Origin of the sequence: Bradyrhizobium sp. HKCCYLRH3061 (assembly GCF_051168015.1) — a bacterium.
Taxonomy (GTDB): domain Bacteria; phylum Pseudomonadota; class Alphaproteobacteria; order Rhizobiales; family Xanthobacteraceae; genus Bradyrhizobium.
This window is the reverse complement of sequence record NZ_JBNPUE010000005.1, coordinates 182,202-200,723: the sequence shown is the minus strand read 5'-3', so window position 1 is coordinate 200,723 and position 18,522 is coordinate 182,202. Positions and strand designations below refer to the sequence as shown.

General features: G+C 66.4%; 20 protein-coding genes. 13 read left to right on the top strand and 7 right to left on the bottom strand.

What is annotated here, in order from left to right; translation table 11 throughout:
• The first annotated feature begins 178 nt into the window (after window positions 1–178).
• From ACQR2C_RS11655 to ACQR2C_RS11645, 3 genes are read left to right on the top strand one after another with little or no spacing between them, the layout of a single operon-like run.
• Window positions 179–502, top strand: a complete 324-nt coding sequence (locus ACQR2C_RS11655; protein WP_315803079.1) for an ArsR/SmtB family transcription factor — start codon at window positions 179–181, stop codon at window positions 500–502.
• A complete protein-coding gene (locus ACQR2C_RS11650; protein WP_315803078.1) occupies window positions 499–909 on the top strand; it encodes an SRPBCC family protein in 411 nt (136 codons plus the stop codon). The genes ACQR2C_RS11655 and ACQR2C_RS11650 overlap by 4 nt, the downstream gene beginning before the upstream one ends.
• 40 nt (window positions 910–949) lie before the next feature.
• A complete protein-coding gene (locus ACQR2C_RS11645) occupies window positions 950–1,168 on the top strand; it encodes a hypothetical protein (RefSeq protein WP_434881167.1) in 219 nt (72 codons plus the stop codon).
• An 85-nt stretch (window positions 1,169–1,253) separates the two neighbouring features.
• Here ACQR2C_RS11645 and ACQR2C_RS11640 read toward each other — a convergent pair whose 3' ends face one another.
• The 6 genes from ACQR2C_RS11640 to rpiA form a co-directional block, all read right to left on the bottom strand.
• Window positions 1,254–2,477, bottom strand: a complete 1,224-nt coding sequence (locus ACQR2C_RS11640; RefSeq protein WP_434838973.1) for a caspase family protein — start codon at window positions 2,475–2,477, stop codon at window positions 1,254–1,256.
• 68 nt (window positions 2,478–2,545) lie between these two features.
• Entirely contained in the window at window positions 2,546–3,205 is a 660-nt protein-coding gene (locus tag ACQR2C_RS11635; RefSeq protein ID WP_434881166.1) for a DUF4336 domain-containing protein, read from the bottom strand.
• Window positions 3,202–3,339, bottom strand: a complete 138-nt coding sequence (locus tag ACQR2C_RS11630) for a hypothetical protein (protein WP_434881165.1) — start codon at window positions 3,337–3,339, stop codon at window positions 3,202–3,204. The genes ACQR2C_RS11635 and ACQR2C_RS11630 overlap by 4 nt, the downstream gene beginning before the upstream one ends.
• A 152-nt stretch (window positions 3,340–3,491) precedes the next feature.
• Entirely contained in the window at window positions 3,492–4,877 is a 1,386-nt protein-coding gene (gene gor, locus ACQR2C_RS11625; RefSeq protein WP_434881164.1) for a glutathione-disulfide reductase, read from the bottom strand.
• A gap of 33 nt (window positions 4,878–4,910) precedes the next feature.
• On the bottom strand, window positions 4,911–5,432 hold the full coding sequence (locus ACQR2C_RS11620) for a DUF2059 domain-containing protein (protein ID WP_316216219.1): 522 nt from the start codon (window positions 5,430–5,432) through the stop codon (window positions 4,911–4,913).
• Between the two features lie 48 nt (window positions 5,433–5,480).
• Window positions 5,481–6,173: a ribose-5-phosphate isomerase RpiA gene (gene rpiA, locus ACQR2C_RS11615; RefSeq protein WP_434839087.1), complete on the bottom strand. Its 693-nt coding sequence runs from the start codon at window positions 6,171–6,173 to the stop codon at window positions 5,481–5,483.
• A 173-nt stretch (window positions 6,174–6,346) separates the two neighbouring features.
• On the opposite strand from rpiA, the gene ACQR2C_RS11610 reads away from it, so the two are divergent.
• The 8 genes from ACQR2C_RS11610 to ACQR2C_RS11575 all read left to right on the top strand — a co-directional run bounded on the left by ACQR2C_RS11610 (window position 6,347) and on the right by ACQR2C_RS11575 (window position 14,516).
• Window positions 6,347–7,033, top strand: coding sequence for an HAD-IA family hydrolase (locus ACQR2C_RS11610; RefSeq protein WP_434881163.1), 687 nt, complete (start codon window positions 6,347–6,349; stop codon window positions 7,031–7,033).
• A gap of 266 nt (window positions 7,034–7,299) precedes the next feature.
• Window positions 7,300–7,692 carry a hypothetical protein gene (locus tag ACQR2C_RS11605; protein WP_315803169.1) on the top strand — a complete coding sequence of 131 codons (393 nt, stop codon included), beginning with the start codon at window positions 7,300–7,302 and terminating at the stop codon, window positions 7,690–7,692.
• Between the two features lie 210 nt (window positions 7,693–7,902).
• Window positions 7,903–8,934 (top strand): GTP 3',8-cyclase MoaA, encoded by a 1,032-nt coding sequence (moaA, locus tag ACQR2C_RS11600; protein WP_434846613.1) that lies wholly within the window; start codon window positions 7,903–7,905, stop codon window positions 8,932–8,934.
• A gap of 182 nt (window positions 8,935–9,116) precedes the next feature.
• Window positions 9,117–9,749: a DUF1326 domain-containing protein gene (locus tag ACQR2C_RS11595; RefSeq protein ID WP_316180653.1), complete on the top strand. Its 633-nt coding sequence runs from the start codon at window positions 9,117–9,119 to the stop codon at window positions 9,747–9,749.
• Between the two features lie 36 nt (window positions 9,750–9,785).
• The gene (locus ACQR2C_RS11590) at window positions 9,786–10,607 is read left to right on the top strand and encodes a DUF2182 domain-containing protein (RefSeq protein WP_315803069.1); all 822 of its coding nucleotides are present in this window, start codon (window positions 9,786–9,788) and stop codon (window positions 10,605–10,607) included.
• Window positions 10,608–10,743: 136 nt separating this feature from the next.
• On the top strand, window positions 10,744–11,421 hold the full coding sequence (locus ACQR2C_RS11585; protein ID WP_434838967.1) for a spermidine synthase: 678 nt from the start codon (window positions 10,744–10,746) through the stop codon (window positions 11,419–11,421).
• A 228-nt stretch (window positions 11,422–11,649) separates the two neighbouring features.
• Window positions 11,650–12,036, top strand: a complete 387-nt coding sequence (locus tag ACQR2C_RS11580) for a nuclear transport factor 2 family protein (protein ID WP_434881227.1) — start codon at window positions 11,650–11,652, stop codon at window positions 12,034–12,036.
• Window positions 12,037–12,254: 218 nt separating this feature from the next.
• Window positions 12,255–14,516: a DUF2235 domain-containing protein gene (locus ACQR2C_RS11575; RefSeq protein WP_434881162.1), complete on the top strand. Its 2,262-nt coding sequence runs from the start codon at window positions 12,255–12,257 to the stop codon at window positions 14,514–14,516.
• A gap of 124 nt (window positions 14,517–14,640) precedes the next feature.
• On the opposite strand, the gene ACQR2C_RS11570 is transcribed toward ACQR2C_RS11575, so the two are convergent.
• Window positions 14,641–16,410 carry a tannase/feruloyl esterase family alpha/beta hydrolase gene (locus tag ACQR2C_RS11570; protein ID WP_434881161.1) on the bottom strand — a complete coding sequence of 590 codons (1,770 nt, stop codon included), beginning with the start codon at window positions 16,408–16,410 and terminating at the stop codon, window positions 14,641–14,643.
• 488 nt (window positions 16,411–16,898) lie between these two features.
• Here ACQR2C_RS11570 and ACQR2C_RS11565 point away from each other — a divergent pair, with 488 nt between their 5' ends.
• Both ACQR2C_RS11565 and ACQR2C_RS11560 read left to right on the top strand, forming a co-directional pair.
• Complete coding sequence (locus ACQR2C_RS11565) at window positions 16,899–17,171, top strand: hypothetical protein (RefSeq protein ID WP_315717640.1); 273 nt, start codon at window positions 16,899–16,901, stop codon at window positions 17,169–17,171.
• Window positions 17,172–17,406: 235 nt separating this feature from the next.
• Window positions 17,407–18,297 (top strand): cation diffusion facilitator family transporter, encoded by an 891-nt coding sequence (locus ACQR2C_RS11560; RefSeq protein ID WP_434881160.1) that lies wholly within the window; start codon window positions 17,407–17,409, stop codon window positions 18,295–18,297.
• The last annotated feature ends 225 nt before the right edge of the window (window positions 18,298–18,522 follow it).

The window sequence follows — 18,522 nt, the reverse complement described above, 5'->3', positions numbered from 1 at the left end:
GCAGATGATCCGGGCGGTCGCGCCGGCCGGATCATGCTGCGGTGGTCCCGGAACTCCACCGAAGCCGTCCGCGCACCCGTCGAACTTGCGGACCGATCGCTCCAACGAGAATTCATGCTTGACCTATTCATAACTTTGCGGTTATGAGTTTATCCATAACCAACGGGTTATGAATAAAATGGCGCGATCGCCCGACCTCCTGTTCAGATCACTTGCCGACCCGACCCGGCGGGCCATTTTCGAGGGCCTGTGCCGGCATGGCGAGCAGACCGTCGGCGCGCTGACGGCCAAGGCCGGCGTGTCGCAACCGGCCGTGTCGAAACATCTCGGCGTGCTCAAGCAAGCCGGCCTCGTGCGCGAGCGCCACGAAGGCCGCCAGACGCATTATCGCGCGCAGCCGAAGGCGCTCGCTCCCCTGCTCGACTGGACCAGCCGCATGGGCGCGTTCTGGGAGAGCCGGTTCGATGACCTGGAAAATCTTCTCAACAGGATGGATCAATGACGAAAGCCGCGCCGGAAACCCGCACCGTCGTCGTCGAACGCGAGTTCGCGCATCCGCCGGAAAAGCTCTGGCGCGCGCTGACGCAGCCGCATCTGATCGCGGAGTGGCTGATGGCTAATGATTTCGTGCCGGCGGCCGGTCATCGCTTCAAGCTGAAGGCCGACTGGGGCGTGGTCGACTGCCAGGTCACGACTGTCGAGCCGCACAGGACGCTGTCCTACAGCTGGGCGGCGCTCGGCCTCGACAGCGTCGTGACCTGGACGCTGACGCCGACAGCGGCGGGCACGCATCTGCGCATGGAGCAGACCGGCTTCGGACCGGATCAGACCCGCGCCTATCAGGGCGCAAGCTACGGCTGGCCGAAGTTCTTCGACGGCCTGGAGCAGACTCTGGCGCGGCTCGACTGAGCCGAACCGGACGAAAACTCATCATCAAGGAAAGAAACAGATGAATTGGAGCAACACGATCCGGCAGGTGCATCGCTGGGTGTCCATCGCCTTCACGCTCGGCGTCATCGTCAACATCGCGGCGATGACGCAGACGCAGCCGGCCTTCTGGATCGGCCTGCTCGCGCTTGTCCCGCTGATCGTGCTGCTCTGCACGGGGCTTTACATGTTCGCGATGCCCTATCTCGCACGACCGCGCAACGCGCGGCAGGCCGGTTGACGAGACAGCAGCTTGGCCCGTCATTGCGAGCGGGGTGGTGTACAAGCGCGATCTGAGCGGCGATGCGCTGAGGGTGCGGGACTGCTCACTCCAGCCCGTTCGACGACACCCAGCCGACGACGCCGTTCCACACCGCCCGGCACGACGGAAACCGGCTGATGCCGTCGCCCGGCATCACGCAGCCGCCGACCATCGCGGTCTCGCCGGCCGGAATGCGGGTCAGGATGCTGGATTTCTGCCCGGGCTCGCTGCGCAGGTTGAGATAGCCCTGCGAGACGTTGCGCTTGACCACGCGCGGCATAAGGTGTGGGTTGGGCAGGATCGCCTGCGCACGCTCGGTCGGAGTCTCCGCCGGACGCGCCGCGGTCTGGGTCTTCTTCAGCTCCTCGATGCGGGCGCGCGCCATCGAGCCGTATGGCGTGCTGCCGAACTGGCGCACGAAATCCTCGAGCACGGCGATGCTGCTGGTGTTCTGCGTCACCGCCCAGGCCCGCTCGGCCGGATCGGATGACGACGGCGCCGGCTGCGCGGTCGAGGCCGGCGCGAACGCTTGGCCCGCGAAGTAGAAGTCGCCGTCGACCGGCGAGCTCGACACCCAGGGCTGCTGGCTTCCAGCGGTCGCCCGCTTCACCTCCAGGCCGACCTGGTTGAAGGTCTTGAAGATGTCGAGACCCGGCTGCTTGATCGTCTCGGCCAGGGCCTTCGTGAACGGGCTGTTGCCGTCGCGGCCGTCGAGCGCGACGTTGCCGGGCTGGGTCGCGAACGAGATCAGCGTGCCCTCCGGCGCGCGCATCTGCGCAAGCCCGCTGCCGGCGTCGCGCAGGCCGCGGCCGCCGAACGGATTGTTGCGGCAGGCATCGAGGATGACGAGGTTCAGCTTGGTGCCCGCGCTCTCCATCTGCCGCAGCACGACATTGACGTCGAGCATCTGGAAATCGACGTCGGCCTCGCGGGTCGGATTGGCGTCGACCGGGACCAGATAGTTGGCGCCGCGCACCTGCACGCCGTGACCGGCGTAGTACACCAGCGCGACGTCGGCGCCGCGCGCGTTGGCGCCGAACTCCTGCACGGCCCTGCGCATCGCGGTTTCGTCGAGATCGAGCTGGGCGCCGCCGCCGACCAGGGTGAAGCCGAGCCCGGCCAGCGTCTGCGCCATCAGCGCGGCATCATGTCTGGGATTGTCGAGCCGGCTGACGGCGCGATAGGCCGAATTGCCGATGACGAGCGCGATGCGGGTGTCGGCGAGCGCCGGGCTGCATAGGAACAGCACGCTGCATCCGGCCAGCACCAGCCTCATCCATTGCCGCATCCGTCCGCCCTCGCCAACCTCGATGGCACGAGCTTATACGTCCGTCGCGGGAGGAGAAAAGCACGGCTTCACGACGGCCGGTCTCGTGAGGCCATGCCGGCCGTTCGAGGCCGCAGCAACCAGCAGAATGCCTCGCGCAGGATCTCGGTGCCGTCAGCCGGGTGCCAGGCGCCATGGGCGATCACGATCCGCTCGGGGTGCCACGCCAGCATGGTCTCGACCGCCGCCCGCAACTCGCGTCGGTGCCGCCAGGTAAATGTCAGCCGGAGATCGCGCGGCAGGCCGCCATGCGGCGGACCGACGCCCCCGATCCAGCTTAGGTAGCGCGCCAGGCCGGCGCCGATCTTGGCCGGCTCGAAATTCTCCATCAGATCGGTCAGGATCAGCGTGCGCGACGGGCGATGGAAGAACACGACCTCCGTCATATAGCTGCCGAGGACGGGCAAGGTCGCGATCTCATCATCCCACGGATAGCCAGTGCTGCGATCCAGCGGCCTGCCCTCGAAGTCGATGCGGCCCTTCGCCTGCGCGCGAATGCCAGGTGCCAGATAGATCGCCGCGTCGGGAAACGCCGCCTGCCAGTCGGGGATCCACCAATAGTGGATGCGATTCGGACCGATGATGTCGCGCACGCGGCCTTCCCGGTCGATCTCGGCCCGCAGCGCCGGCGTCAACGGCGTGGGCGAGTGGATGAACAGATCGCCGGAGGCGCAGCGCACCACGGTCATGCGGGTGGGAAACGAAAATTCAGCCCGGGAATGCCGAAGCGGATCACGGGCCCGTCGACGATCCAGATGTTCTCGGCAACAAGCTTCAGGGTGTTGAGCGGCGGATAGGTCGCAAGGCAATCATCCTGGGACATGCTGGTCGCTCTCCAACCGCCCGTTCACTGAACGGCTCCAAGATGGCAAGCCCGATCGGCCATGGTGTGGACCGTCGTCAGACCGTGAGCACTGGCCACCGCAGTCGCTACGGAGGCCGGCTGCGCACGAGCGCCAAGAAGCAGACGGCGTCCTACTCCGCCGCCTGCCGCACGTGGCGCTCGGTCACCGTGCGCATCGTCACCAGCTCCTCGGCAGCCGAGGGATGCAGCGCGATGGTGGCGTCGAAATCGGCCTTGGTCGCCTTCATCTTGATGGCGATGGCGACGGCCTGGGTGATCTCCGCAGCCATGTCGCCGACGATGTGGCAGCCGAGCACGCGGTCGCTGGTGCCGTCGACAACGAGCTTCATCAGCACGCGGGTGTCGCGGCCGGACATCGTCGCCTTGATCGGGCGGAAATTCGTCTTGTAGATGTCGACGCGGTCGTGCAGCTCGCGCGCCTGGGTTTCCGTCAGGCCGACGGTGCCGACCTCGGGCTGGCAGAACACGGCGGTCGGAATGTCCGCGTGATCGACGCGCACGGTCTTGCCGCCGAACACGGTGTCGGCAAAGGCGTGGCCCTCGCGGATCGCGACCGGCGTCAGGTTGAAGCGATGGGTGACGTCGCCGATCGCGTAGATGCTCGGCACCGAGCTCTGCGAGAACGCGTCGACCGCGATGCCGCCGTTCCGGGGATTGATGGCGACGCCGGCCTTCTCCAGGCCGAGATTGGCCACCGCCGGATGGCGGCCGATCGCGAACATCACCTTGTCGGAGGCGATGCTGGAGCCGTTCGACAGATGGGTGGTGTAGTCCTGGCCGTGCTTGTCGACGCTGGTGACGGTGCATCCGGTAAGGATGGTGATGCCTTCCTTCTCCATCTCCGAGCGGACATGCTTGCGGACGTCCTCGTCGAAGCCGCGCAGGATGTTGTCGCCGCGATAGACCACGGTCACGTCGGAGCCGAAATTGGCGAAGATGCAGGCGAACTCGAGCGCGATGTAGCCGCCGCCCTGGATCACGATCCGGCGCGGCAGCTCGTCGAGATGAAACGCCTCGTTGGACGAGATGACGTGCTCGATGCCGGGAATCGGCGTGCCGTGGTTGGGCGCGCCGCCGGTCGCGATGAGAATGTACTTGGCGCGGATGGTCTCGCCGGTCGTCAGCCGCACGGTGTGGGCGTCCTCGAGCACCGCGCGGGTCTTGACGATCCTGGCGCCGGACTTCTCGACGTTGCTGGTGTAGGCCGCCTCGAGCCGCGCGATCTCCTTGTCCTTGTTCCTGATCAGCGTCGGCCAGTCGAAGGTCGCGGTCGGGATGGTCCAGCCGAAGCCCGCGGCGTCGGCGATCTCCTGGCGGACATGCGAGCCGATCACGAACAGCTTCTTGGGCACGCAGCCGCGGATCACGCAGGTGCCGCCCATGCGGTATTCCTCGGCGATAACAACGCGGGCGCCATAGCCGCTCGCGATGCGGGCGGCGCGCACGCCGCCCGAGCCGCCACCGATCACGAACAGGTCGACGTCGAATTCGGCCATCTCTCCCCCGACCTGGCCTTTCGGCCGCAAGCCTCAGATCGGCTTGTTGCGCTTGCGCATCTCGGCGCGGAACTGTGCGGTGACGGTGTCGGAGAACTCCGCCGCCCACAGGTTCATCGCCTGCATGCTCATCTGGATCGCCTTCGGCTCCGCCGCAAGCAGCTTCTGGCCGATGGCTGACTTGTAGAAAGCGACGAGGTTGGCGATCTCCTGGTCGGAGAACTCGTTGCAGTAGATCTGCGCCATCTTCTCGCCGATCTCCTTCTCCTTGCCGGCATAGGTCTGCGCGACCACCACGGCGACCTCGTCGAGGTCCTTCTGGTAGTTGAGATTGGACTGCAGCAGCGCCTGCTTGGTCTGCTGCACGATGCCGGGGACGGCATTGGCGTACATCGCAGCCGCGTTCTTCATCCCCAGAATCTCGCGCGCGCCGGCCATGCAGGCGGGCGAGGCCGGCTTCAGCGCCGGTGCCTGGCCCTGTGCCGCAACCGGGCTTGCCGAGGCCAGGGCCAGCACGAGTCCGGCGGCCGGCAAGATTCTGAACACGCTCTTCATTCCAAGTCTCCTGTGAGTTGCCGCCCTGAGCGCAGCCTCGTGCCGCGCTCAGGGCCGCTGGATAACGCGAATTCCCTGTGCGCCTGCCAGGATCGCCGTGCTGCCGAGGCCGATGAACAGCCCATGCTCGACCACGCCCGGAATTGCGCTCAAAAGGTCCGCCAGGCGCGGGGGATCCACGATCTCCCCAAGGCGGACGTCGATAATCCAGTGGCCGCCATCGGTGACGAAAACGTGGCCGTCTGCGGACTTGCGCAGGCTCATCGGCCCGGACACGCCGGCCGTGGCGAAGGCGTCACGCATCTCGCGCTGGGTCGCGGCGAGGCCGAACGGAACCACCTCGACCGGCAGCGGGTAGCGGCCGAGTTGCGCCACCCATTTGCTGTCGTCGGCGATCACGATCATGCGATCCGAGGCGCTGGCGACGATCTTCTCGCGCAGCAGCGCGCCGCCGCCGCCCTTGATCATATCGAGCGCCGGATCGATCTCGTCGGCGCCGTCGATGGTGATGTCCAGCCGGTCGATCTCGTCGAGCGTGGTCAGCGGCACGCCGCACGCCTGCGCCTGCGCGCGCGTCGCCTCCGAGGTCGGCACGCCCACGATCTTGAGGCCGGCGCGCACCTTTTCTCCGAGCAGATCGACGAAATGCTTCGCGGTCGAACCGGTGCCGAGACCGAGCTTCATGCCGCTCTCGACCTCCTCCAGCGCACGCGCCGCCGCCTGCCGCTTCAATGCATCCATGTCGACCAAGGAACCCGCCCTTCGCACCCAGGGCCCCCACAAGCCGGGGCCGAAAGCCGGCGCATATCTAGCGATGTTTTGACGCGGGGCCTAGCTCTCGCCGGCCACGAAATCGGACAAAAAGCCATTGCGAGGCCCTTGCACGGACGCGAGCCGGCCGCTAGCGGATACCGATGGCCATCTCCAGCACTATCGTCTTCGATCTCGACGGCACCCTGGTCGACACGGCGCCGGACCTCATCAACGCGCTGAACCACATCTTGCAGCGCGAAGGGCTGCGGCCGGTGCCATTGGCCTCGGCCCGCAAGATGATCGGGCACGGCGCGCGCAAGCTGCTCGAGCGCGGGCTGGAGGCGGAAGGCCGCTTCGCCAGTCCCTCCGACATGGAGCGGCTCACGGTCGACTTCATCGATTTCTACGCCAAGAACATCGCCATCGAATCGCGCCCCTTCGAGGGGCTGGAGGCGGCGCTCGACGAGCTCGCCGGCCGCGGCTGCCAGTTCGCGGTGTGCACCAACAAACTGGAATGGCTGTCCAGGCGGCTGCTCGACCAGCTCGGCCTGTCCTCCCGCTTCGCCGCGATCTGCGGCGCCGACACGTTCGGCGTTGCCAAGCCGGATCCGACGATCCTGCGCCAGACCATCGCGCAGGCCGGCGGCGAGGTCGGGGCCGCGATCATGGTCGGCGATGCCGGCACCGACGTCGGCGCCGCCCGCCGCGCCGGCGTGCCGGTGATCGGCTGCACCTTCGGCTATACCGACGTACCGATCGCGGAGCTCAATCCGGACCACCTGATTGACCACATGCGCGAGCTGCCGGCAGCCGTCACGGCCCTCGGCTCATCGCTCCGGATCACCTGAGCGGACTTGCGATTCGACTGCCGCATCGCGCCCTAACTCCCTGCCCGATCGACCTGAATCCGCACCTTGGGGTGCGTTAACGTTCTGTTGAGAATAGGGTTGACCGCAGTTGCGCCGCTGTTCTGACGCTCCTATGGTCGCCCTGGGATTGCGGCCGATGGCCGCAGGGTTGTGGGGCGGACATCATGATGCGGCGTGTCATCGCAATTGCGGTTGCGGGAGCCGGCTTGGCCGGTTGCTCGTCCTTCTCCATGGACAGCTTCAAGATGGCCGCGCCCGAGGTACCCGTGCAGCTCGACTCCGTGCCGCCGGGCGCTGACGCCAAGACCTCGCTCGGACCGGGCTGCAAGACGCCCTGCACCGTCTCGGTGCCGGCGCCCGATGCGGGCTTCAGCGTCACCTTCACGATGGACAAGTACCAGCCCGCGACCATCCCGGTGCAGGTGATCCGCAACTCCGGCGATTTCAACACCTCGCCGCCGGTGGTGATGGATCCGAGCCCGGTCGTCGCCGAGCTGCAGCCGATGCCGGGTGCGCCGCCCAAGGCCGTCAAGCACATGCGGCCGAAGAAGCCGAAGCCGCCGAAATCCGCCGCTGCGCCGGAAGCACCGGCGACCACCGGGTCCGCCTTCCCCGCCCCCGCGCCGGGACGGCAATAACGGGCCATCGTCCCGCGCGTCCCCTTGCCAAGGCGAAGCTGCATTGCAGCATCGACGTTTCAACGTCGATGATTGTGAGGCGCGGCGATCATGATTAGATTGTCGTGAGACCGACATCCGGCCGCGCTTGCGCGGCCGCCGCGTGGCATCGCCGCCACCTGGGCCGCCACCAGCCAAGGCTTGCATCAAGGCTTTCCATCAAGGCTTTCCATGACCGCAGAGACGTTGAGTGACACCGCCCTGACGCGCCCGATGACCGACCCGTTCGGCCGCCGCATCAGCTATCTGCGCGTCTCGGTGACCGACCGCTGCGACCTGCGCTGCTTCTACTGCATGTCCGAGGACATGACCTTCCTGCCGAAGGCCGACCTGCTGACGCTCGAAGAGCTCGACCGGCTGTGCTCGGCGTTCATCCACAAGGGCGTCAAGAAGCTCAGGCTCACCGGCGGCGAGCCGCTGGTCCGGCGCAACGTGATGGGCCTGGTACGCTCGCTGTCGCGGCACCTGAAGAGCGGCGCGCTCAGCGAGCTGACGATGACGACCAATGCGACGCAGCTCGCCAAATACGCCGCCGAGCTCGCCGATTGCGGCGTCCGCCGCATCAACGTCTCGCTCGACACGCTGGACCCGGACAAATTCCGCGCCATCACCCGCTGGGGCGACCTCGACCGCGTGCTGGCCGGCATCGAGGCGGCGCGCGCTGCGGGTCTCGCCGTGAAGATCAACGCGGTCGCGCTGAAGAACATGAACGAGGACGAGATCCCCGCGCTGATCGACTGGGCGCATGGCAAGGGCATGGCGCTGACCTTGATCGAGGTGATGCCGATGGGCGAGATCGGTGAAGGCCGCATCGACCAGTATCTGCCGCTGTCGCTGCTGCGCGGGCGTCTTGCCCAGACCTACACCATGACCGATCTCGACGAGACCACCGGCGGCCCCGCCCGCTACGTCCGCGTCGCGGAGACCGGCGGCACGATCGGCTTCATCACGCCGATGACGCATAATTTCTGCGAGAGCTGCAACCGCGTCCGCGTCACCTGCACCGGCACATTGCACACCTGCCTCGGCCACGAGGACGCCTCCGACCTGCGCAAGCCGCTGCGCGCCTCGGCCAGCGACGAGCAGCTGAGCGACGCGATCGACCGCGCCATCGGCCTGAAGCCGAAGGGCCACGACTTCATCATCGACCGCCGCCACAACCGCCCGAGCGTCAGCCGGCACATGAGCGTGACGGGCGGCTGACCGGAGTCCTCGACCACCGCGGCCTGCGACCGATCGCGGCCGGAGCCAGCCAGTGGGCCGGCCCCCCTGACGTGGAGAGGAACAAATGACCGGCTTGCGGCACGTCGCGACGCGGCGTAGCTTTCAACCTGAGATCGTGCGTTCCAGAGCACGTTGTCGGTGAGACCTAGCGGGAGGCGGCGATGGCAGACCCAGTCGCTTGGCACCTGTCCGGTGACTATTTCGAGAATTGCAGCTGCAGCCTGCTGTGTCCGTGCCTGATGTCGGCCGCGCCTCCCCTGACCGCGCAGCCGACCGAGGGGTTCTGCAACGTGCCGCTGCTGTTCCACATCGACACCGGCCGCTATGGCGATGTCGCGCTTGACGGCCTCAACGCGGCGGTGATGCTCCATGCGCCCGGCGTGATGGCGGAGGGAGACTGGTCGATCGCCGCATACGTCGATCAGCGCGCCGACGATCCGCAGACCGAGGCGATGGCCGCGATCTTCACCGGCGCCGCCGGCGGCCCGATGGCTGCGTTCACGCCGCTGATCAGCACCAATCTCGGCGTGCGCAAAGCCGCCATCACCTTCCGGATCGACGGCAAGACGCGATCCGCCGAGATCGCCGACATCCTGCACATGTCCGTCGAACCGCTGCCGACCATGCATCCGAGCGGCGAGATGTGGGTGAACATCGGCCATCCCGTCAGCCCGGACAGGATGGCGCTCGCCGTCGGCGCAGCGGGCAACACCTACAATGATCACGGCATGCGCTGGGACAATTCCGGCAAGAACGGCCTGTACGCGTCGATCAGCTGGTCCAACCAGGCCTAGATCGACGTGACGCAAGGCCGGCAACCCGCCTTGCAGATGACTGGCAGCGCCCTCGAAGCCGTGCTGCGGCGCGATCGCTGGATCGTCGGCGGCGCGATCGCAATCATGGTCGCCCTGTCATGGGCCTATGTTGTCTGGCTCGCCAACGACATGGACATGGGCGGCATGGACATGACCGGCTTCCGCATGATCCCGGCCGGCATCGGCATCATGTTGCCGGCCAGCGAGTCGTGGCGCGCGATCGAGTTTGCCTATGTGTTCCTGATGTGGGTGGTGATGATGGTCGGGATGATGGCGCCGTCGGCCGCGCCGATGATCCTGATGTACGCCCGTGTCGGTCGACAGGGCCGCGCGCAGGGCCAGCCGTTCGCTGCGACCGGCTGGTTTGCGGCCGGCTATCTGCTCGCCTGGAGCGGCTTTTCGCTGCTGGCGACCGTGCTGCAATGGGGTGTGGAGCGGACGGCCCTGCTGGATTCGCGGATGGCGATCGACAGCCACGTGCTCGGCGCCACCGTGCTGATCGCCGCGGGCGTCTATCAGTGGACACCGCTGAAGGGCGCCTGCCTCGTCCAATGCCAGTCGCCGCTCCTGTTCCTGATGCGCCACGGCGGCTTTCGCGGCGACCTGCGCGGGTGCCTGCTATTGGGCCTCCGGCACGGCGGCTATTGCGTCGGCTGCTGCTGGGCTCTGATGGCGCTGCTATTCGTCGGTGGCGTCATGAACGTAACGTGGATCGCCCTCCTGACCCTGCTCGTGCTGTTTGAGAAAGTCGCTCCGTTCGGACGATGGGTCGCGCGCGCGGCCGGGATCGCCTTCAGTGCCGCGGGCGTCTGGATGCTGGTGTCGCCACCGCAATGATGCGCGACGGCGCCATGCAGGCCGTCGCAACAGTGGCGTCGCCCTTGGTGCTGGATGCAGGCAATGTGGTAAGCAGCGGCCCAGCGCGGCGACTCCGCCGCCTGACATAGCGTAATCCAACTGACGCGAGACGCCCGTGATTCCCTGGAAGCTGATCGACACCGCGGACGTCCCCGGCGGCGGCGAGCCGCTGCGGCTGATGCAGCGCGGCAAGGAGTTCTCGATCAAGCTCGGCGCGAACGAGCTGATGAACAGCCGGCTGCACGGATCCGAAGAGGCGCTGGCGACCCTGAGCTGCGCCCGCATCAAGGCCGCGCCCGCTCCGCGGCTGCTGATCGGCGGCCTCGGCATGGGCTTCACCTTGCGCGCCGCGCTGAAGGTGCTGGGTCCGCAGGCCCGCGTCACCGTCGCCGAGCTGGTGCCCGCGGTGATCGCCTGGGCCCGCGGCCCGATGGCCGAGTTGTCCGGCGCAAGCCTCGCCGATCCACGCGTCGACATCCACGAGGGCGACGTCGTGAAGCTGATCGCCGCCGCGCGCGGCACCTATGACGCGATCCTGCTCGACGTCGACAACGGCCCTCAGGGACTGACGCGGCAATCCAACGACGCGCTGTATGATTCCTCGGGCTTGCGCACCGCCTTCACCGCCCTGCGCCGCGCCGGCGTGCTGGCGGTGTGGTCGTCACACCCGGACGAGCGCTTTGCGCCGCGGCTGCGCAAAGCAGGCTTTGCCGCCGAGGAGATCAACATCCGCGCCACCGGCCGCGGCGGCGGCGCCCGCCACGTGATCTGGATCGCGACGCGGCCGGCGTGACGGCGGCAGCGTTGTTGCGCGGAGCCACTCACGCGGAGAGCTCGTTCCTTCGCATCTCCCGCCGTTCGCATCGGAGTGGTGACACGTCGGCCATCGTCCTATGATGCATCACGACTGCGAAGCCTGGGGATGCCCGCATCAACGCGCGAACGCCTTGAGGATGCGCCGTTCTCTGGCCTGTCGACGCACGCTCCGCAACCAGAGCGTGCACCTGAATGGGAGATTGCCATGGACGACCGCGCCACGCGCGCTGCCCTGCAGCACCATTGGGATGCATCGGACGCCAACGATTTCGACGCCGAGCACGCCATCTATCGTGACGATGCCGTGCTCGATTATCCGCAATCGGGCGAGCGTATCCGCAGCCGGCGCAACATTCAGGAAAGTCGCTTCGTCCAGCCCAACCACAAGCGCTTCACAGTGCAGCGGATCATCGGCGGCGGCGATCTCTGGGTCACCGAACTGGTCCTGACCTATGACGACGTGCCCTCCTACGTGGTGAGCATCATGGAATTCCGCGACGGCAAAGTGGTGCATGAGACGCAATATTTCAGCGATCCCTTCGACCGAGCGCCCTCGCGCGCACATCTCGTCGAGCACATCAACCCCGCCTGAAGGGCGATGAACGGCCACGGCAACCGCATTTCGGTGATGTCGGCATTTCGGTGGCAGCGCAGTGCATTTTCGTCCTCGGGTCGCCGCGTCGCTGCAGCGGCGTCCCGCATCCTCCGGCCACGCCGCGGAAAGCCTCACACCATCTCAGGTTGCTTTCTCGATCGTCCGTATTACGCTCCCGCCTCTCGACCGGGGGAATGTCGAGCGGGGTGCTTTGCATGGCGAGTCCCAAGATCATCATCCTGTCCGACGGGACCGGCAACGCCGCGTCGAGCGTGTGGCGGACCAACGTCTGGCGCATGTTCCAGGCGCTCGACCTGCAGAGCAATGCCCAGGCGGCCAAGTACGACGACGGCGTCGGCACATCGTCGTTCATCCCTCTCGCCCTGCTCGGCGGCGCGTTCGGCTTCGGTCTCAAGCGCAACATTCTCGATGCCTACAAGTTCGTCTGTCGCAACTACGACCACGAGACCGGCTCGAAGATCTATCTGTTCGGCTTCAGCCGCGGCGCCTTCACCGTGCGGGTGCTGGCCGCGCTGATGCTCGACCAGGGCCTGATCGTTGCCGGCACCGAGGCCGAGCTGCACGATGGCGCCGTGAAGGCCTATCGCGCCTATCGCGCCAAGGGCTACCATTCGATCTGGCGGATCGAGGTGCCGTTCCGCTGGCTTCGCGATCATGTGCTGGTGCCGGTGATCGACCGCATCATGGGCCGCAAATCTCTCGACCTCCTCGAGCGAAAACGCCTCCCGGCGATCGAGTTCATCGGGCTGTGGGACACCGTCGCCGCCTACGGACTGCCGATCGACGAGATGACGCGAGGCATCTCCAACTGGGTGTGGCCGCTCGAGCTGCCCAATCGCGTGCTCAACCCGCGGGTGACCTGCGCGCGCCACGCGCTCGCGCTCGACGACGAGAGAACGACCTTCCATCCGGTGCTCTGGACCGAGGCCGGCGAGACCAAGCCGCAGGATGCCAGGACGATCGATGACGAACGGCTGGTTCAGGTCTGGTTCGTCGGCATGCACGGCAATGTCGGCGGCGGCTATCCGGACGATTCCGTCTCCTTCGTCCCCCTGACCTGGCTGGTCGGCGAGGCCATCAAGCGCGGCCTGATCTTCAAGACCGCGCCCGAGGCCGATCCGGATGCGATCAGGTCGATCGTCACGTCCCAGGACAAGGACGGACGCCTGTACAACTCGCGCTCCGGGCTCGGCTCCTACTATCGCTACGGCCCGCGCAAGGTGTCGGACCTCTGCAACGACCCAGCCGCGGGCGTGCAGGTGCCGATGCCGAAGATCCACGAAAGCGTCTTCGACCGCATCGACAGCGGCTGCAACGCCTACGCGCCCATCGGGCTGCCCGACAACTACCTGATCGTCCGCTACGACGGCACGCTGACGCCGCTCGGGCCGACCACGTTCGAAACGCCGGCCGGCGCGGCGGCCCGGTTCGCGGCCCAGGAAAAGCTGTGGAATCTGGTGTGGTTCAGACGCCTCGCTTATTTCGCGACGCTGGCGGCCTCGCTCCACCTCGCGGCGTTCTGGCTGTTCCACGACCTCGATCGCACGCACGAATACGCCTCCCGCATCAGGATGGTCTCCGAAGCCGTCCGGCTGGTCGAATCGTTCCTGCCGAACTCGCTGCACTGGTGGACGGACTGGTACGCCGCCAACCCCGAATGGTTCGCCGGCGGGATCATCATCCTGGTCGTACTGACTGCGCTCGGGACGTTCCTCAGCGACCGCATCGGCGACCGGATGCGCGTGATCTGGCGCGAACGCGCATCGCCCCCGATGCCGTCCGGCCTGGTGCATCGGGCCATCTACGCGCTCCGGACAAATCGCGCCTATCAGTTCGTCATCAGGAACGGCAAGCGGCATGTGGGCCCGTTCTTCCTCGCAGCCGGCACCGTGTGGCTCGCGGCCACGCTGATCAGTCACTTCCTGTTCAACGCCGCGGACTCGATGGGCGCCTTATGCCATGGTACCCCTGCCCGCGAGCTCGTCGCGGTCGACAAGGGCATTCCGCAGGATGCCCGGGATTTCTCGACCGACGCGGTCTGCGCGCCCACCGGCTTGAGCGTCCGTCCCGGCTTCTCCTACGAGATCATCGTCACAATGACCGATCCGTGGGAGGACGCCGGGCGGCCGGTCACGCCCGCCGGCTATCGCACCTCGACGGTCCAGGGCTACGCCCGCTTGAAGTTCTACGCAGGCATCCTGCTGCGCCGCGTTCTGTTCCGGCCGTGGTATCGGCTGATCGCCAGGGTCGGCGAGACCGGCGTCGACGAATATTTCCTCGACCCCGTTCCCGCGCCCAACACGACACCTCAAGCCTACAAGGCGAGGTTCAAGGCCGACCGCGGCGGCGAGCTGTTCCTCTATGTCAACGACGCGGTGATCGGGTTACCCTGGGTGTACGATGCATTCTATCCGAACAACACCGGCAAGGCGAAGGTGAGCGTCAGGCTGCTGTGAATCACCATCGCCGACGGTGTGGACCGGCGTATCGACATCGCGACGTCGATCGCGGTTCTCTGATGCAGGGACGAGGTCATCATCGATTGTCGGCGAGCCGCTTCGCTGTGTTCAAACACCTGCCTCACTGCTCGTCGTGCGGACCGTGGTCATGACGGTGCCCACCCTCGACGCAAGAGAAGCTCGCCGCGTCGTCGGTGCTGCCGCGGCCGTTGTATCGCGCGATCTTCGGGAACACACAGAGCGGCCGCGTCATCTGCACATCGGGCGCCGTGTCGTTGACGTACTTGGTCGCGACGACGGACCCCGGCGGCGTGCCGTTCTCGACCCAGTCTTGGAGCGCCGGAAGGAAGACGAACGCGTTGGGGCCAGGTCCGCCGCCGCAGTGATACATGCCCGGCACCATGTACAGGCGGGCGTAGCTCAGGGTTCGCTGCAGCCCGGCTCGCACGTGATCGCCGCCGAACCGATCTTCCGCGACGTCAGCACCGACCTGCGCTTCGTCTCCTCGCCGCGTCGCGAAGGACGGGCTGTCGAATTTCACAAGCGAGTTGAAGTAGTCGATCGTGTTCTGCGGCATCACAAGCTCATCGGCCCACCCCTGATACATGATGAGCCGGCCGCCGCGTTCCCGGAAGGCCGTGAGATCCGGGCTGGTGGCGTTCAGCGGCGCGGCCAGCAAGGCCTCCACGGCCGGCAGGTCACGGTGAATCTCGAAATTCGTGTAGTTGACGGCGCTGCTGGGCTGACCGAAGGTCGGACCGTAGACCCAATACAGGGGACCATCAAACAGCGGCTCCGGAAGCTGCTGCTTGAGCATAATCCCCTTCACCGAGAGATCCTCGGTCTCGCTGCCCGGTGCAAAGCCCGGAACGATCCTCTCACCGGTCACCGGGTCGACCGTGCCAGCATAATAGTTCTGCATCGTCGTGACCTGTTCCTCGGTCAGGCATGCCGGTGGCACGTCGCCGCCGGTGCATTGCAGGACTTTAGGATCGAACCGGCAACGCCGCGGATTGTTCAGGAACTGGTCCGTTGCGACTCCGCCATCCCGCCCAGCGCATTGCGCCAGGACGGCCTTGTTGATCAGCGACATCTGACCGACTTGCATCTGCCGCCCCGGCGTCGCATGCGTGTTGCGCCATCCGAGCGGCGTCGTCGCATACAGGTGTGTGCGATTGTAGGCCGGCGCGCCGACCAGGATGCCGTCATAGTCCTCGGGATAGCGTTGCGCCTCCATCAGTCCGCTATGGCCTCCGGTCGAGCAGCCGAAGAAATAGGCCCTGGTCGCGCTCTGCTGATAGTATGCTTGTACGATCTCCTTGGCGCGCACCGTCATCAGGTGGACCGCGCGATGGCCGAAATCCGTGATCCGCTCGGGATGCCCGTAGAGCCCCAGGCTCGGGGTCGCCTTGTCGCCGAGAGCGATCGCGAGCGCGTTGCCCTTGTTGCCGTCCGATCCGCAGTAGTGAACGGTGCATCCGGAGGTCCCGGTTCCCAGACCGGTGTAGGCAACAGCGTAACCGGCCTTGAGGCGGAACGCGAGGCCGCCATAGTCGTAGTAGCCGCCGAATCCGCCACTGCCGAGGCCGAGAAACCGCCCGCTCCACGTCGACGCCGGCAGCCAGACCTCGATCTTGATCGCCGAATCCACGGTCGGCGCGATCGTCGCGGCGACGCGGCAGAACGCCGGCAGGCCCGTGATGTCTTGCGCCGGATTGCTCCCGGGAACGGTGAAGACGCCGCTCGTGATGTCGGTCGCCAGCGTGATGGTGGTATGCTCGAGCGCGAGCGTCTGCAGGTTGCTGCACGGTGTTGCCGCACACGGCGTCGCGATCGCCGCGATCGCGGTCAGGCCTCCCAGGATCAAGCCGAAAAGACGCAACCCAAGCATGTCCGAGTCCCCGCTTCCCCGTCTGAGCCGACGGCGCATGTGGGCCGCCCCACAACATAAGGTCGCATCAGAATGTGAAGCCCGGAAGAACGTCACCGCTCAAGCCGAGCCGGTCTGCAAATATCTTCGCGTCGCGTGCCCGCGTTTTGGGAAACGATGTGCGGATCGGCCGAGCACAGACCGTTCGCTCAGCTTCGCCACCGGCATGTCAGGGATCCCGCCGCGGAGACTTTGCGCGATCGTCCGCGTCGCAGCCGACATCGACCAGCGAGCCACCGCGGGCCTGCGCTGGCGTCGCTGCGCCCTGACGAAATCTCGCGTCCATCGTTGCCGACACTGCATCGCATCAACACAAGCTGCGTCTGGCGTGCCGGAACCCCGACCAGTCGACCGAGTTGCAAACGCGGAGAGCGTCGAACGATGAGGACAAGATCTCCTCATCGCCCCCTCGCTCCCCTTTTGGCTGTTCTTGGAAAAGAGAGGCGACGATGAAAGCACCCCTTCTTCTTGCCGGCGCAGTGATCATCGGATCGGTCGCGCCAGTGCTTGCTGACGAATACTACATCGTGCAGGGACCGAGCCATCGCTGCACCATCACCACCACACGCCCCGCCGACCGCGAGGTCGTCACGCAGATCGGACCGATGGCGTTCACCAGCCGCGTGGAAGCCGAGGACCGCATCCGCCAGACCAAGGTCTGCGAGGACGAGGGCACGGTCGGCAGCTCCACCAGCACCACCACGGTCATCAAAGAGAAGTAGTCGGCGGCGTCATTCCTGTTGGCGTTTGCCGACAAGGTCGCGCCCATGTCCGTGGGCGCGACCTTTCTGTTTTCCACAGATCACTTCTCCATCGGAGCGACACCGCCGGTATAGGCGGTCTCGACGGCCATAAAAACCGGGGGCATCAGCTCCTTCCCGACACCGAACCGCTTCCACCCTGGTTGCGTTCCGCCGCAGCGTTGAGTACCCCAGCGCGGGATCGGATCAGGACATCATGGCCTCGCAATCGCTCAAGCTCGCCATCGGCAGCCTCGTGGTCGGAACGATCGTGCTCGGCCTGAAATATCTTGCCTATTGGATCACCGGCTCGGTCGCGCTCTACTCCGATGCCGTCGAGAGCATCGTCAACGTCGTCACCGCCGTGGTCGCGCTCGGCGCGGTGCGCATCGCCGCCAAGCCCGCGGATGCCAACCATCCGTTCGGCCACCACAAGGTCGAGTACTTCAGCGCGGTGATCGAGGGCGTCATGATCGTCGTGGCGGCGCTGCTCATCATCCATGAGGCCTACGGGAATTTCTTCGATCCGCGCGTGTTTTCAGCGCCTACCGAGGGCCTCGCGGTGAACGCGCTGGCGAGCGCGATCAATGCGGTCTGGTGCTGGCTGTTGATCACGCGGGGCAAGCGGCTGCGATCGCCGGCGCTGGTGGCGGACGGCCGGCACCTGCTGACCGACGTCGTGTCCTCGGGCGGCGTCGTGGTCGGCCTCGGCCTCGCGGTGATGTTGCAGTTGCCGATCCTCGATCCGGCGCTGGCGGTGCTGGTCGCGGTGAACATCCTGTGGTCGGGATGGCAGGTGCTGAAGGAATCCACCAGCGGGCTGATGGATGAGGCGGTCTCCGACACCACGCTTGCGCGCATCCGCCAGATCATCAGCGCGCATGCCGACGGGGCGCTGGAGGCGCACGACGTCCGGACCCGCCATGCCGGCAAGCTGACCTTCATCGAGTTCCACCTCGTGGTGCCCGGAGAGATGTCGGTCAACCAGGCGCACGAGATCTGCGACCGGATCGAGGCGGCCTTGCGCGAGGACGACGAGCACAGCTGGATCACCATCCACGTCGAACCCGAAAACAAAGCCAAGCATTCCGGCGTGGTGGTGCTGTAAGACCGCCTCGCGCAGGACGCGCTCGGTCGGCCGCATTCGCGCGCCCTCCGCCCTCGGACGCCGCCCGTTCAGCTCCCGGCACCGGCCGCCGATCGCCCGGCTCCGGCAACCGGAGACGGCTGTGGCGCGGCGTCGCCACTCCCGCAACATGTTGCGGCAACGCCCCTTTTTGCCCATTTTTCCGATTGACGGCAACACGAGGCGCTGAAATGGTGCCCTCGTTTT